The organism is Hyperthermus butylicus DSM 5456 (assembly GCF_000015145.1).
Classification (GTDB): Archaea; Thermoproteota; Thermoprotei_A; order Sulfolobales; family Pyrodictiaceae; genus Hyperthermus; species Hyperthermus butylicus.
On sequence record NC_008818.1, the window covers coordinates 598,645 to 612,526 of the forward strand.

The 13,882-nt window shown below is 56.7% G+C and carries 13 protein-coding genes and 1 tRNA gene; 6 read left to right on the forward strand and 8 right to left on the reverse strand.

Annotated elements, in window-relative coordinates:
* Positions 1–122: 122 nt before the first annotated feature.
* From HBUT_RS03235 to HBUT_RS03250, 4 genes are all read right to left on the reverse strand, one after another.
* A tRNA-Ala gene (locus tag HBUT_RS03235) sits at positions 123–199 on the reverse strand.
* An 86-nt stretch (positions 200–285) separates the two neighbouring features.
* Positions 286–1,782, reverse strand: a complete 1,497-nt coding sequence (locus HBUT_RS03240) for a DUF2139 domain-containing protein (RefSeq protein WP_011821799.1) — start codon at positions 1,780–1,782, stop codon at positions 286–288.
* Between the two features lie 13 nt (positions 1,783–1,795).
* Entirely contained in the window at positions 1,796–2,986 is a 1,191-nt protein-coding gene (locus HBUT_RS03245; RefSeq protein WP_011821800.1) for an NAD(P)/FAD-dependent oxidoreductase, read from the reverse strand.
* A gap of 20 nt (positions 2,987–3,006) precedes the next feature.
* Entirely contained in the window at positions 3,007–4,452 is a 1,446-nt protein-coding gene (locus HBUT_RS03250; RefSeq protein WP_153801370.1) for an FAD-dependent oxidoreductase, read from the reverse strand.
* Positions 4,453–4,936: 484 nt separating this feature from the next.
* Here HBUT_RS03250 and HBUT_RS03255 point away from each other — a divergent pair, with 484 nt between their 5' ends.
* Complete coding sequence (locus tag HBUT_RS03255; protein ID WP_228546758.1) at positions 4,937–5,443, forward strand: transcription elongation factor; 507 nt, start codon at positions 4,937–4,939, stop codon at positions 5,441–5,443.
* Positions 5,444–5,640: 197 nt separating this feature from the next.
* The gene (locus HBUT_RS09465; RefSeq protein WP_153801371.1) at positions 5,641–5,934 is read left to right on the forward strand and encodes a hypothetical protein; all 294 of its coding nucleotides are present in this window, start codon (positions 5,641–5,643) and stop codon (positions 5,932–5,934) included.
* Here HBUT_RS09465 and truD read toward each other — a convergent pair.
* From truD to HBUT_RS03275, 4 genes are all read right to left on the reverse strand, one after another.
* Positions 5,909–7,054, reverse strand: a complete 1,146-nt coding sequence (truD, locus tag HBUT_RS03260; RefSeq protein ID WP_048061423.1) for a tRNA pseudouridine(13) synthase TruD — start codon at positions 7,052–7,054, stop codon at positions 5,909–5,911. The two genes, HBUT_RS09465 and truD, sit on opposite strands and share 26 nt — an antisense overlap.
* Before the next feature lie 234 nt (positions 7,055–7,288).
* A complete protein-coding gene (locus HBUT_RS03265; protein WP_011821804.1) occupies positions 7,289–7,753 on the reverse strand; it encodes a type II toxin-antitoxin system VapC family toxin in 465 nt (154 codons plus the stop codon).
* Positions 7,723–7,968, reverse strand: a complete 246-nt coding sequence (locus HBUT_RS03270; protein WP_048061424.1) for an AbrB/MazE/SpoVT family DNA-binding domain-containing protein — start codon at positions 7,966–7,968, stop codon at positions 7,723–7,725. The genes HBUT_RS03265 and HBUT_RS03270 overlap by 31 nt, the downstream gene beginning before the upstream one ends.
* Before the next feature lie 227 nt (positions 7,969–8,195).
* Positions 8,196–9,116, reverse strand: a complete 921-nt coding sequence (locus tag HBUT_RS03275; protein WP_011821805.1) for a radical SAM protein — start codon at positions 9,114–9,116, stop codon at positions 8,196–8,198.
* 232 nt (positions 9,117–9,348) lie between these two features.
* Here HBUT_RS03275 and HBUT_RS03280 point away from each other — a divergent pair, with 232 nt between their 5' ends.
* From HBUT_RS03280 to pstS, 4 genes are all read left to right on the forward strand, one after another.
* On the forward strand, positions 9,349–10,077 hold the full coding sequence (locus HBUT_RS03280) for a hypothetical protein (protein WP_011821806.1): 729 nt from the start codon (positions 9,349–9,351) through the stop codon (positions 10,075–10,077).
* A gap of 219 nt (positions 10,078–10,296) precedes the next feature.
* Positions 10,297–11,022, forward strand: coding sequence for a protein-L-isoaspartate O-methyltransferase (locus tag HBUT_RS03285; protein ID WP_011821807.1), 726 nt, complete (start codon positions 10,297–10,299; stop codon positions 11,020–11,022).
* A gap of 232 nt (positions 11,023–11,254) precedes the next feature.
* Positions 11,255–12,691 (forward strand): ATPase domain-containing protein, encoded by a 1,437-nt coding sequence (locus HBUT_RS03290; protein WP_011821808.1) that lies wholly within the window; start codon positions 11,255–11,257, stop codon positions 12,689–12,691.
* A 104-nt stretch (positions 12,692–12,795) separates the two neighbouring features.
* Positions 12,796–13,878, forward strand: a complete 1,083-nt coding sequence (gene pstS, locus HBUT_RS03295; protein WP_048061735.1) for a phosphate ABC transporter substrate-binding protein PstS — start codon at positions 12,796–12,798, stop codon at positions 13,876–13,878.
* The last annotated feature ends 4 nt before the right edge of the window (positions 13,879–13,882 follow it).

Below are 13,882 nucleotides of genomic sequence, written 5' to 3' on the forward strand. Positions count from 1 at the left end.
TAAAACCCACAAGAATCTGCTACATAGACCTCCTCAGCCACCTCCTATCAAACCCAGCCTGGGGTCGTGGAAGCTTGCCTGGGGTACATACAGAAGGGGAACCAAGGAGGATTCGGTGGGGGTGGTGGACCGGCCGGGATTTGAACCCGGGACCTCTCGGATGCCAACCGAGCGCTCTTCCAGGCTGAGCTACCGGCCCACCCAGCCGGAGGGGCTGGGCTCCATTAATGTTGTGTTATCGTGTTGGCTGGTGGGTCTTTATTTTTGTCGGTCTTGCTTCGGCGGCTAGGGTTCTAGGATTATTCTTATCCTTGCCTTCGGGTCGGGGGCTTCCAGCCTCATTGAGGTTATGAGGCTGCGGTGTGTCGTTAGGTCTATCCTTGTCTTGCCTGGGTGTAGTGTGTAGGTGTCCGTATCGGCATTGCCTGGTGGCGTGTTGAGGGTGTAGGTGTAGACCGTTATCCTGTTTGTCTTGTTGGTTTTTACTTCGAGTTCTGCGTAACGGTAACCTGTTAGCGGTATGCCTGCAAACTGTTTGTTGTCGACAATCCAGCCCTCTAGCTCGATTACTAGGGGTGGAGGTGGGTTCGTGAGAAGCCTGCCAGCGTCGAATGCAACTATGCTTTTGCGGCTGTAGTCTATTCTGGTTGCATCGTAGCGCTCTAGGTTTGGCACGGTATTGCCTGCTATGAGCACTTTTGAACCCATCAGCGTCATACTGGTGATCCTTACTCCCAACGCGGCCACTATCCTTGCTGTGGGTGGGGATATGTAGACGAGTATTGAGGGGGCTACCGGCCTCTGGGATGCTTTCTGCTGCACCTCTGGCAGCTCATCGGTGCCCCTCACTGTGGCGTGGCTCTGGGCACTAAATGCCACTAGTAGCCCGCCGGCGAGTGGTAGAATGTTGCTTCTCAAGGGCCCGTAGGTATTATAGTGGAAGTCCATCATCCTAACGAATACGTGTTCGTTGCCGAAGGGGTCGAAGACTATGATTCCGCCCTTAACTGCGGCGTAGAGCTTTGTGTAGGCTGCTTCTATGTCGCCGCTCCGGTAGCCCCAGAGCCCGCCGCCATCAACGCTATAGGTTTCAACGGGATCCAGCTCTACCGTTACCGTTTGGCTGTAGTTGTCAAGGTTTATGCAGTGTAGTCCAGGCCTACCGCCCCAGCCGTGGTGTAGTGTGAAGCAAGCATAGTCCATGTATATTGTGCCTCTTAGCACGCGCTTCCCTGATGCTCTCCGTGCAGCGCCCCTCCGCCGATCGATCTCGTAGACTCCAAGGTTGAAGTGTCCGTCTCCGCGGGCTGCTAGGAGGGTGTCAGTGCTTGGGTTATAGAGTAGGTCTGTAACCTCTCCGGCCCACTGGCGTTTATCGCCACCGCCCTCGAGCCATAGGAGTTTTACGCTTCTCTCTCCTGTATCGTAGGCGTGTACATGGCTATACTTGTTTGTGAAGCTTATTACCGACCTGCCATCGGCGGTGTGGAGTACGTCGGTTGGTGCGTGAACCCAGCCCCCGAAGTATATGGTGCCATCCACTGCCACGGAGGCGTTGTAGGTGTCGCCGCCGGAGCGTGGCGGCTTGCCAATGTGCTCGAAACGGTATATTCTTGTCTCGCAGTCGTCGTGGTGGAAGAATGCTATAGCTTCAAACGCTAGGGTGTAGTAGAGGGTGCCTCGGTGGTATAGTAGGCCGTAGACCCCACCGCCTCCCCATTCTGGGGAGAGGCTATTGGATGGCAGCTCGAGCTTCGAGAGGATGCAGTCGAGCCCGGCCACACATTCCACCCTCCTAGCCTAGGACTAGGCCCTCCGGTATGAGGCGGCCCTCCCTAAACCTGTCCGGGTTGTAGGGCTTCATGTGTGGATGCTCCTTGTCTTCGGCGATGAGTTTTGCGAGAAGCTCGCCGGCATAGGGTGCCATCATTAGGCCGTGACCGCTGTAGCCCGTGTCAACGTAGAGGCCCTCCGGCCACTCAGAGCCCCTGCCAAGCACGTGGCTGTGGTCGGGGGTTACGTTATAGGTGCCGCTCCAAGCCCGGAGGATGCGGAGGCACGAACCACCCTTCAGAAGCCTCGCTAGCAGCCGAGCAGTGGCTCGGAGCCATTCGAGGGATACACCGCCAAAGTCTAGCGTCTTCGGATCCCTGGTCTTCCCGGTTGCTATTACCTCGCCCTTCAGCGTCTGCCCAATGTATGAGCCCTCCTCGAATACTATCACTAGGGGGCCTATGGTGTAGCGGTAGGGCTCCGTCACCAGGAGGCTTTTACGGACAGGATCCAGGGGGAGATCAACGCCAGCTGTCTGGAGGAGACGGCGGCTCCAAGACCCAGCAGCAACAACCACTGTTCCAGCCCGGATGCTCCCGAAGCCCTCTACATGGACCCCAGCGACTCTGCTGCCGTTAACGAGTATCCGCTCAACCCTAGCACCCTCAACAATGGCTACGCCGTGTCTTGCAGCATAGGAGGCAAGAGCCATGGACATGTAGTCGTGGTGTAAGCTCCCATTCTGGGGACCAAAGACTCCAGCCACGAAGCCTTCAAGGTTTATGTAGGGGTGCCGCTCAGCAACCTCCCCAATTTCGAGAAACCTTACTGGCACGCCGAGAGGCTCCCATATCTCCCTATTGACTTTACGGAGCTTCTCCAAGCTATCCTCACGTTGTACGAGCCAGAGGTAGCCCCGCCGAGCTATAACAGGGTTTACACCCGTTACCCTGGGTATTTCGAGTATCCTCCTGGCGGACTCCCTGGCGAATACAGTGTTCTCCCGGGAGAAGAAGTGTACACGGAACCTCCCAGCGTTTCTTGTCGTGGAGCCATAGAAAATGCTGTGCTGCTCGAGAACCACAACCCTGCCAGGATACCCTATTCTTGCAAGGTAGTAGGCTAGGGCTAAGCCTGCAACGCCACCCCCAATAATAGCTATATCTGCCTCCCGTGGTGGCCTCTCCGTCACTATGCGCTGGGGGAGCGGCACAATAGTCCACCCATCTCGGGCTATGCGAGTAGTGATACCTGGGGCAGGGATAGTGGGGGCCTTGCGCGGAAAACACCGATACTGTTGACGGGTACCCGGTATAGGTGCGAGAGGATGAGTGCAGCCGTGACGGCGCTGAATCGCCCCTGCTCCAGCCCGGTGCCGAGCCCAGTAGCTCTCTTCAACAGCTCCATCCCATGGTAACCCCTCTCCCAGGCCTCAATGACGTCTCCAAGCACGATATCCTCGTCGAGATCCACAAATTGTAGTCCCTTGACGCTGCTTGACAGTAGGACCGGCGGCCTAGTAGCCACGTCGGTGCTGTCGGGGCTGCAGCCAGCGATGCGCGACACCCTCCTATAGGCTTGGTAGGCTGCTTTCACATCCTCCTCGCTTGCCCTGCCGAGCCTCCACGCGGCAATGGCTCCTGCAAGCTCGCCACCAGCCAGCGCAGCCTCTAGCTCATAGTCTCCAGCTGCGCTGCCTGCAGGGATGAGCCACGATCTATCTTCCAACCAGCCCGGCTCGGGCCGGACAGGTTCCGGCACGATGGTGCCAACGCTGCTGCAGTAGGTTGCACGGTACCCCGCGGCGTAGGCTGCAAGCGCATTAGGATACTCGGACACCGCTGAGGCTGCAGCTTCGACCCGCAGATGTCTACCATCAACTGGTACCTCATCTAGCCTGCCACGGCCCTGGAACACGACCTCCCCGGCCTCAACAACCTCGACACGCCCCGGCGCGTCCCGCACTAACTGCTCACGGCGGGCCACAACGTACACTTTCTCCACCTTCTCAGCGAGAGCCTCGGCAACCTCCATGGCCCACGGCCCAGCACCTATGACGGCTATGCTGCGCGGCCGGTAGCCAGCCTCAACGAGTTCTAACAGGTAGGAGGCAGAGACCACGCCGGGCAAATCATTGCCAATGGCGAGGGGTGGGGGAGCCTCGGACCCAGCAGCGTAGACTACCGGGATGCCCCTCCTAGCGAGGAGAATTGAGTCGCTAGCTACAACAGCATGGCCCTCGTCGTAGAGGCCTATGTAGCTGGCGCCCGTGAGTATTTTCACCCTCCCACTCCTCTCCACGGCCTTGACGAGCCTCCTAGCAGCCTCGCTAGCCTCACCGCCGAGTAGGCGGACAAACCCGCCGAGAACACTTGTGGCCTCGGCTAGAACCACCTTGACGCCATACTCGGCTGACTTGGCTGCCGCTGCTAGCCCGGCAACACCAGCCCCAATAACCAGCACGCGATCAGAGACATCTACTATGCTGCGGCTAGCAGTGCTGCAGGGAGCCTCTACGCTGGGCAGGGGCTCGTAGCCAGCGAGTCTTCCAGCAGCAGCCACGACCACACTGTACATCTTCGCTCTCAGCTTTCCATGGAGGCCTGCGGGGGATAGTAGGCCCGGCGCAAAAGCCTCGATAAACCTGCTGGTTAGCGGCTGCGAGGGGTAAAGCTCCACCTCTCCATCGAACCCTATTGGACAGGAGGCGCAGACATAGACGTTAGCTGTGGCTACATAAGCCCTGTTACCCGGGCACCACGGCCTGGAGCAGTAGGGCCACCTTGGACGGCGATAGCGAAGGCTAAGCTCTAGCCCTACGAAACCGCCGTAACCCCTTAGAACCTCCAGATCCGGACGCTGGCCTCGGCCCACGGGGATACGGCGGGGCGGCAAGGATGAGCACTTCCAGCAGCCTGGGAGGGTGGTGAAGGAAAATAAGCTCTCCCACCAATCAGCACTATATGCGCTAGTCCCACAGGTTGCGCCCCCGCAGCCCAGACAATATTAGGGGTGGTTACAGCCAGCGGCTGGGTGAATCCTGCAAGAAAAGCGGCCACGCAGGTACCCCCAGGGGCCGATGCCTCTGTCAATACAGCCCAAGACCCTCGAGGCATGTAAGATGGGGGGGTGGGGAGCCACGGTACAAATCCCGCTGGACTACGTGTGTGTCAAGAGCGGCGTGTTGTGTCCCCGCTGCCAGAGCCTTATCGACACGGGTGCTGTTGAAGAGCGAGAAGTAGACATTATGAAGGTGCTAATAGAGCTCGAGGAGAGTGAGGGTGTACAGCTACTAAAGAAGGCAACATACTACAAAACGTATTTCATAGACAACGACATGGTGATAATAGTAATGGATCTCGGCGTCGGCACCAGCGTCCCGATATTCACCAGGTATGCCAGGCAGGTAGAGCAGAAGCTAAGAGAGAAGCTTGGCACCCGCGTAAAGATAATACCGAAGGCGAGCGATGTACGTGGCCTAGCAACACACCTCCTCTACCCTGCAAGGGTGCTAGGAGTAAACACACTATGGCTGCCAGATGGCAGCATAGAGTACGTCGTAAGGATACCCCGCCGCGACGAGGAAAGGCTCGGCAAGGCAAAGGAGCTCTATGAGCGTATACTAACAGAGCTTCTCGGGAAGAGAACGAGGATAAAGTCCGGCTACTAGCTGTCGCAGCTTTTGGCATGGAAAACTCCAATATGGATTTTTGAAATCACTAAATAATCACTAAATATTAGACGTAAATTATAGGATATTCGTAAGCTCCTCCTCGATATTGATTAGCTGTGCTCACTAGCTCTCCACAGAAGGGGCTAGATGTGAATATTTCATCAATTAAGCAAACATTATTGGTTATCCTCACGGTGGTGGCAATTTTAGCCGTAGCGGCTGTTGTAATACAAAAACATGGTAGCAATACAGCGGAACAACTCTGTACTGGAGCAACATGTGACGAAAACGTCTGTGATAAAGGTGTAATAGTATCGATATCGTCTCCCGAAGAAGCTCTTAGGTGTCCCGGTGCAAAAATCCTGGTAATAAAACCTTTAGTTAAGGAGGTGGATGTTGTATCGGGGACAAGGTATGTGAAAGTACCGGTTAACATTACATATATTCCCACCTCATATGCATTCAGGGACTTTTACAAGCTCCCTTAACAGTATAGTTGCATACATGCCCCTCTCGAGCCAGAATGATACGGCTGTGCGGTTGCTGCTGAGGACCTGCGCTTTCAGCTCGCGTGCTACCGTGTAGACTGGCCTCCAGTATGGCTTTAGCCGTGGCACATAGCTTGGCGGCTCTGCGAGCTCCCCTGGGCGTTAGGCCGGCAAGTTCGATGGCCTCCATTAGCAGCTTCCTGGCCTCGCCGTCTACGCCGATTCTGTAGCCTATGCCTGGTACTAGTGCTAGGGGCCTCCCACTGTCCTCTTGCCGTTCGCCGCGGAGCTTCTCGCCTAGGTCATAGCCGTAGCGTGTTCGGAGCGAGAGGTAGAGGTTGAAGATGTATGCTTGTACAGCCCCGATGAAAACCTCCATTATGCTGCGTGGTATGCGGCGAATAGCCTCCAGGGGGTCCCCAGCCGACTCGGCCATCCACGCCTCATACATTCCCCGTGGGCAACCCCCATCCCTCCACATGGAGAGTCTGCACCGTGTGATGACGCTAGACTCGTCCGGGTACGCGGCGGCTACAGCCTCGTAGAGTGCCGCGTCAACCTCGCCCCTCAACAATAGTATGCCGACTGTATGCGTGTTCGGGCGTCTCGTCCCAAACCTCTGATAACCATAGTATGCTGGGAGCCTCCTACCCCGAAGCACATCCAGGGCCCCGAGAAGCCCCCCGGTATCACCGGTTTCGAGCACTATTGTGAACCTGTTACCCCGGAGCCTTCCCGGCCGCGGACACGCCTCGAGGCGGCCGGCGAGACGAGCCCACAGATTGTCGAGGACGATGTAGCGTGGCGGCTCCTGGGGGCACGGCGTACATACAGCTTGCACAGTGGTAGCTTCAGTGTCCTTGAGCCCTAGAGCCTTCAGGAGGGATGCTTTGACGCCGAGGGCGCGGGCTAGGAGGCGCAGAGCCTCATGGGTAGATAGGCTCCTCTTGCCAACGATGTAGACGCAGAAGCGCCCAGTGCCTCCCAGCTCCAGGCCGTGATCCTCAACCACTATGAAGCTCCTCTCCCGGGGCGCCGCTATGCATGCCACAGGCTCGGAGTCAAGCACACGGTACCATATCCCGACGTGTAGATCAAGAATACTCGAGGCAGGATACACGGGACACCACCGCACTGGTACCCGGATGTTTCGATTAGACCCGGGATAGTTCATGTAGAGCTCCATGCACGGTATGGATGCTACAGCCTACTTTTGGCCCAGAAGCTCTTGGTGAACCCTATATCCGCAACGGTCACCGCCAGATCTCCCATTACGTTCACATAGCTAGGAACATACACGCAGCCGCAGAGGTCATGGTAGGTCACCCGTATCGGGGGTATCCGCTGGCTTGGGCTACCAGAGTGTTGGTACTCCAAACTTTTCCGCCACATAGGCTAGGTCCTTGTCGCCGGTAAGTATGGGTATGTTGAGGCGGAGCGCTAGCGCTATCACTGTGGAGTCCACAATGCTTAGTCTCCTCTGTCTCAGCAGAGGGTTGCTGGAGTTCCGGAGGAACTGATCACCCTTACTCTTAATTTCAGCTGCTTTCACCCAGTCGGCAAACTCTACTCTCTCCACCTTAAAGTATGATGTTAGGAATGTTACCACTTCGTCTACAGTTTTAAGGACTGGTATTCTGCCCCGGTGCCAGTGAACCAAGTACTCGTAAGCCACTGTTACAGGTATGATACCGACAACGCGTCTCTCCCTAACCTGTTCTAGGAGACTGGCAGCCGTACTGCTCAACTCACCGTAAGCCATTGCTAGCAATGTGTATGTATCGATAATCACCTTCTTGGCTTTCTCGCTTCTAGCCATGCCTCTTCCTCCTCGTCAAGCTCCCTCTCGGCCTCCTCCGCAGAGCCCTTGCAGCAGCTCCAAACCCTTTCCCATAGATCAAGCGGCTTGAGTACTACCTCGCCATCCCTCACGCACACTTGCAGCAGTGTACCTTCCTCTATGTGCAACTGCTCTCTCACACTCTTCGGTAAAACAATAACACCCTTCCTGCCCACTCGTACAGTTAAACACAAATGTCACACCCATAGGTTAGACTCGTTATGCGTACAGACTAATATAGGAGACTCTGCTGAAAATCCGTCCAGGTATAGACTTCGGGCATAATCACTGTAGACTTTCATGCCAATGTGAATCGGAATACCTAGGGTAGGATGCGTCGTATTGCCTACGTTACACTTGGGCGGTTTACGTGTAAACCCCTCGGGGGAGTAATGCCAATCCTAGTTTTTAGCATGTTTCATCAGCGGCTCGGTATTGATTTTCCTGCTATGTATGTGCCACGTAGTGGTATAGGGTATCCACAACGTGGACAGCGGCACCTACCATTGCTGCAGTCTAGGTTGTAGTACGTGACGCGGTACCCCTCCCTTCTTATGAGCAGCTTGCCGCACCTTGGGCACCGGGTAGACTCTAGCTCCGGGTCGCCCACGTTGCCAACGTATACGAACTCTATGCCGGCCCTCCTAGCCTTCTCCCTCCACTCTAGCAGCTTCCCTATGGGTGTTGGCGGCTTGTGCCAGCGGTGGGCTGGGTAGTACCGGTTGATGTGGAGTGGTACCTGGTGGCCAAGGTTTGATATGTGCTGGTCTATTATCCACTCAAAGCATTCTGGGTCGTCGTTTGCCCCTGTCACCACTAGGTGGACCATTTCTACGTGGCCGCCGAGGTCTATTATCCTCCTCGCATTCCGGAACACCACGCTATGGTCTATCGCGGGGAGTATCCCCTTCCCCTTCATCCCCGGGCAGCCCTTGATGTCTATGCTCCACCCGTCAACCCCCGCCTCGGAGACCAGCACGTCTACAGCCTTCAGGGTGAAGTATGCGTTGGTGACAATTGTCGCGTAGAGGCCGTAGCGGCGGCCCAGGCTGAACACCTCGACGAGATAGTCGAAGAGCGTAGCTGGCTCATTGAAGCTCGCGCATAGACCCTCATCGCCGGCTCGCAGGGCCTCCCTCACGAGCACCTCGGGCTCCACGACCGGGTCGTCGGGGCGTGGGTGGCGGAAGCTGAGGGGATAGTTCTGGCACCATGGGCAGTAGAAGTTGCAGCCCCACCCAGAGAACGTTAGCGCCGTACTGTTCGGCCAGTAGTGGAACAACGGCTTGATCTCGATGGGCCTGCTCTCGGCGGCGCTAAGTCTCCCATACCCCACGTGCACTAGTACGCCTCCCTCGTTGAGGTAGTTGCCGCAAGCGCCACGGGCACCAGGCGCTATGGGGCACCGGCGCTCGCAAACCAGGCACCTGGCAAACCCCGGCCTATCCCGTAGGGGCTCCCAGAGCCGAGCCCTACGGGCACCCTTCCAGCTGATAGAGTTGCTGGGCTGCTTGGCGGGGAAACCTATAGCCTAGCCACCCCCCGGAATACATCATACATGGATGTGGGGTTCCTTGAGGCTATCCCGCCTGGGTCTCCTTGCGGTCCTGCTGGCAGCATATCTTGCCTCCATGTATTATATCGGGGTGCTCGTGGGTAGCGGCTACTCCGTGGATGTTGTGGAAAAGCCCCTGCCTCAGCCGGAAAAGCTGTCGTTCGATGACTACGCCTTCTCCATGTTCCATGTCTCGATGAGGATTTGGGGGCTCGCCTATGAAAAGGTCTACGTTGACGCTACAGCGGAGCCGCTAATACTACACGGCTACCACTTTACCGAAGGGCTGGTCTGCGAGAGGGTGCAAGGAGCAGAGGACATCTATGAGTGTCGCGGCAGTGGCTACATATACAAGCCCGTCGGCTTCGTGGAGGAATATGTCTCTGGCGGCGGGGAGACCATCAACTACTACTCTGGCTGGATTATCGTGCTGCTCTACAGTATCCACCAGGCCGTATTTGCTGCGGCAGTACTTGCACCGGTTGCAGCCGGACTATACTCCTATGGTCTGGCAAGACTGGGGCTACGGGGCAAGGCCTACCTAGCGGTCTCGGCGGCGGGCATCGCGGCGCTGGTCGCCGGCGGCCTAGAGGGCCTAGCGATGATTCCTAGTCATGTGCCCGGCCTTTACCCGCCACTAGCAGTCTCCACGGCATCTGCAGTCGTGGCAGCATTTGCGGCTCAGGTGCTGGCCTACAGGTGGACGTTGCGCAGGAGTTCGGGTAGGTCTACATCGCAAACGAGCTAGTAACCTGGGTAGGGGGCTGGTGTGGCTCGGCGGATGCTCTCCAGGGTGGAGCCCGCAGCTGTCGTGGATGCTTTCCGGGGCCCAGCAAGCTAGATGCATGCTCGCCAAATAGCTAGGCGAAACAATATCTACCCGTATTGGCTGTTTATTCAGAGAGGCTTGGCTGCGAGTGGAGTTATAGCCTATGCTCATGCAATACCTTGACTTAGGTGGCAGCGGTTGGCTCCATGGACTAGGGATGAGGAGTGGTTTAGAGAGGCTCGCCGCCGACTTGTAGAGAGGCTTGTCAGGGAGGGATACATAAGGTCGGAGCATGTGAAGAGGGCCATGCTTAGAGTGCCACGGGAGCTATTTGTGCCGGACGAGCTTCGCCACTTGGCCTACGAGGATACCCCGCTACCAATAGGGCATGGGCAGACGATCAGTGCTCCCCACATGGTTGCAATGATGACAGAATATGCGGACCTAAAACCAGGTATGAAGGTTTTAGAGGTTGGCGCAGGCTCGGGCTACCATGCAGCAGTAATGGCGGAGGTTGTAGCGCCTAGCGATGAGCCTCGAGAGCATTGGGGCCACGTATACACGATTGAGCGTATACCGGAGCTAGCAGAGTTCGCCCGGAGAAACCTGGAGCGGGCAGGATATGCTGACCGCGTCACAGTCATAGTAGGCGATGGCTCGAGGGGCTACCCGGAGAAGGCTCCCTACGACAGGATAATAGTGACAGCAGCGGCACCCGACATCCCCGGCCCACTCATAGACCAGCTCAAGCCGGGAGGCAAAATGGTGATACCAATAGGCGACCGCTACCTCCAACACCTCTACGTGGTGGTGAAGACCAGGGACGGTAAGATAGAATCCAGACCGGTTACACCCTGCCTCTTCGTCCCACTAGTCGGGGAGTACGGCTGGAGAGAGTACGAAGCCGACACTACTCTAGCCTAGCAATCCCGCTGCTCAGAGGCACTATACGCGGAAAGGAGGGCCACTGGAGAGGCCATGGTCTACACAAATCACGCCCCCTTCCCGGCACGCGTCTAGGCTGTTACCTCTCCGCTTTCGTGTGTTAATAACCTCCGTACTAGTTACGGCTTGCCGGCAGAGCGTGGCTAAACCTGTAAAAATAGGGCTGAGTAGAACCTGGTATTGTCCGGAGCCCGCGTGGGTGTATAGTGAAATGAATTGTTGCGATAAAGCCTCGGACCCCAACTCTTTTGTATGGGGTGTCCGTGCACTCGACAAGATGCTTGTTGGTAGTCTTAGGCCGGGCACTACAGTCCTTATAGCGGGGAATCCCGGTGCGGGCAAAACTATTCTAGCGGCATCAATATGTTACGTTAACGCGTTCCGCGGAGTTCCATGTCTCTACGTCTCGCTGCAGGAGTCTAGGGAGAAGTTTCTATGGTACATGGCTAGGCTCGGTATGAACTTTTCCGAGTTGGAGGAGAAGGGGCTCTTTGAATACCGTGATGTACCCCTTATTGTTGACCGTGCTGCTGTTGGACACGTGCTCGAGGACATAATTAGTGCTGTAACAAGCCATGGCCATAGGGTGATAGTAATTGATAGTTTTACCCCCATTGGCCTACTGGTTGGCGGTACCGTCGAGGCTCGGGAGGTGCTACAGAACTTCTTCTACAACCTCGCTAGGCTAACCAAGGGCCTAGTAGTTATCGTTGCAGAGGTGCCCTACGGCTCCGAGAAAATAGAGCTTGGCGGGATAGAGTTTGTAGCAGATATAGTCATCATGCTCAAGCAGAAGGTGGAAAACGGTTTCATAACAAGGCTCATGGAGGTGAGGAAGATCCGCGGGGCGCCAATAACAACAGCAGAGATACCATTCACCATAGTGGAGGGCAAGGGGCTAGTTGCATGCCCCCCGCCAATGATTGAGGATATACCCGCGCCGAGGAGGGAGGTGAAGCTCCAGCTACCCTGCACAGCTCTCGAGGAGGCTATAGGCCCCCTATACCCAGGCCACCACGTAACAGTGTTCTACCCCCCAGATGGCAGGGCTCGGTACCTCCTAGTACCACTACTTGCTGGCTTCATACTCTCCAACAAGCTGAGAACACTGATTATAAGCTATGAGAGGAGCCCCGAGGAGATCATGGATGGTCTCGTCGAGCAGCTTGGCGAGCTAGCTGGAGATGCTAAGGAGAGGCTAGAGGAGCTTGTCCGCGTAACCTCCTTCAACCCGGCCTCGATGTCCCTAGAGGAGCTCTATGCTAGGGAGCTACAAGAAATAGAGGAGTACCAGCCCTTGCTACTCGTCTTTGACCGCTCCGACATACCATACCTGGTACACGGTACTAGGGACGAGCACCGCTACTACATGTACCTGCGCAACGAGCTGCTAATGTTTCGCTCCAAGGGAATGACGACGATAAGGGTGCTAGCACTTATCGACGAGAAGATGTACCGGCTAAACACGAGCATGGCCGACATAGTGTTAAGGCTCACCTACCGCAGGAGCGGAGAGCAGCACCGCCCGAGGCTCTATGTGTGGCGTAATGGCCGCAACCCCAAGGTGTTGGGGCCAGCAGCCCTCGAGCACTGTAGGAGCGAGGTACAATCAGTGATAGGGGGTCTACTTGGCTCTAGAGTAGGCTAGAGGACTCTCCAGATCTCTCTAGAGCTCTACCTTGCATTTGTGGGAGCGTATTTATCCTCTAGCGGGGATTCTGCAGCTGCAGACACGGGCCGCCCGGGTTGAGGATGCTCGCAGTACTGCTACTCGCACTGGCTGCCAGTGCCGCGGCCGCCTCTGCGATACTCGAGCTAGGCCATGGCCACGTGGTTTTTGTGACCGGCGGCGGGGCCACATTTCCCTACCCCCAGTACTATATGTGGATGCTAAAGTTCATGGAGGAGCACCCCAGGGTGCGGATGACCTACGAGTACCTCGGCAGCGGTGCTGGACAGGCAAGGTTCTTCCAGGGTACACTCGACTTCGCGGGCTCCGACCCACCGCTCGGCCATGAGGTATGGGAGCAATACCGCGGCAAGGTAATGCAGGTACCCGTACTCCTCGGCGCGGTTGTGGTTACCTACAATCTGCCCGAGCTTGGAGATAAAACCATAAACCTTACCGGCAGGGTTCTCGCCCTCATCTATCGTGGCGACATAGAATACTGGGATGACCCGAGGATCCAGGAGCTAAACCCTGGCGTCAAGCTTCCTCACAAGCCGATAATAGTGGTTTACCGTGCCGACGCGAGTGGTACCCAGGAGGTATTCACCCTTTTTCTCCACAAGGCGGCTCCGGACATCTGGCCCAGGGAGCTTGTGGGCAAGGCGCCGGAGTATCCTGTAGCGGCGACTGGTAGGGCTCTCGGCGGCCTGGGCAATGCTGGTGTGGCTGACATTGTTGTACAGAGGCCCTACACTATAGGCTTCATAGAGTGGAGCTTTGCGATAGAGAACAATATGCCGGTAGCAGCAATAATGAATAGGGAGGGGCGCTTCGTGAAACCGAGCATTGAGAGTCTCCAAGCCGTTGCCCGGGCAGCTGCGGAGAAGCTCCCCCGGGACCCCCGGGGCGATTTTAGCGGCGACCTAGACTACGTCGTGTACGCTGAGGGCGAGGACGCTTACCCTATCACGGCCTGGACACACCTCATACTCTGGACGAGCTACAGCGACCCCGAGAAGGCCCGTGCGGTAGCAGAGTTCCTCCGCTGGATAGCATTGAAGGGCGACGAGTACATGGTTCCCGGCTATGCTCCTCCCCCGGAGCCCCTCAAGCAACTCCTCCTACGTGCGGCTGAGATCCTCGAGGAGAGTGCTGCGGCGGGGTGAGAGA

What these genes read in the sequence shown, in the direction of transcription:
- HBUT_RS03265 (WP_011821804.1), bottom strand. Translation starts at nt 7,753, where the DNA reads ATGGCTAGAAGCGAGAAAGCCAAGAAGGTGATTATCGATACATACACA.
- HBUT_RS03290 (WP_011821808.1), top strand. Translation starts at nt 11,255, where the DNA reads ATGAATTGTTGCGATAAAGCCTCGGACCCCAACTCTTTTGTATGGGGT.
- pstS (WP_048061735.1), top strand. Translation starts at nt 12,796, where the DNA reads ATGCTCGCAGTACTGCTACTCGCACTGGCTGCCAGTGCCGCGGCCGCC.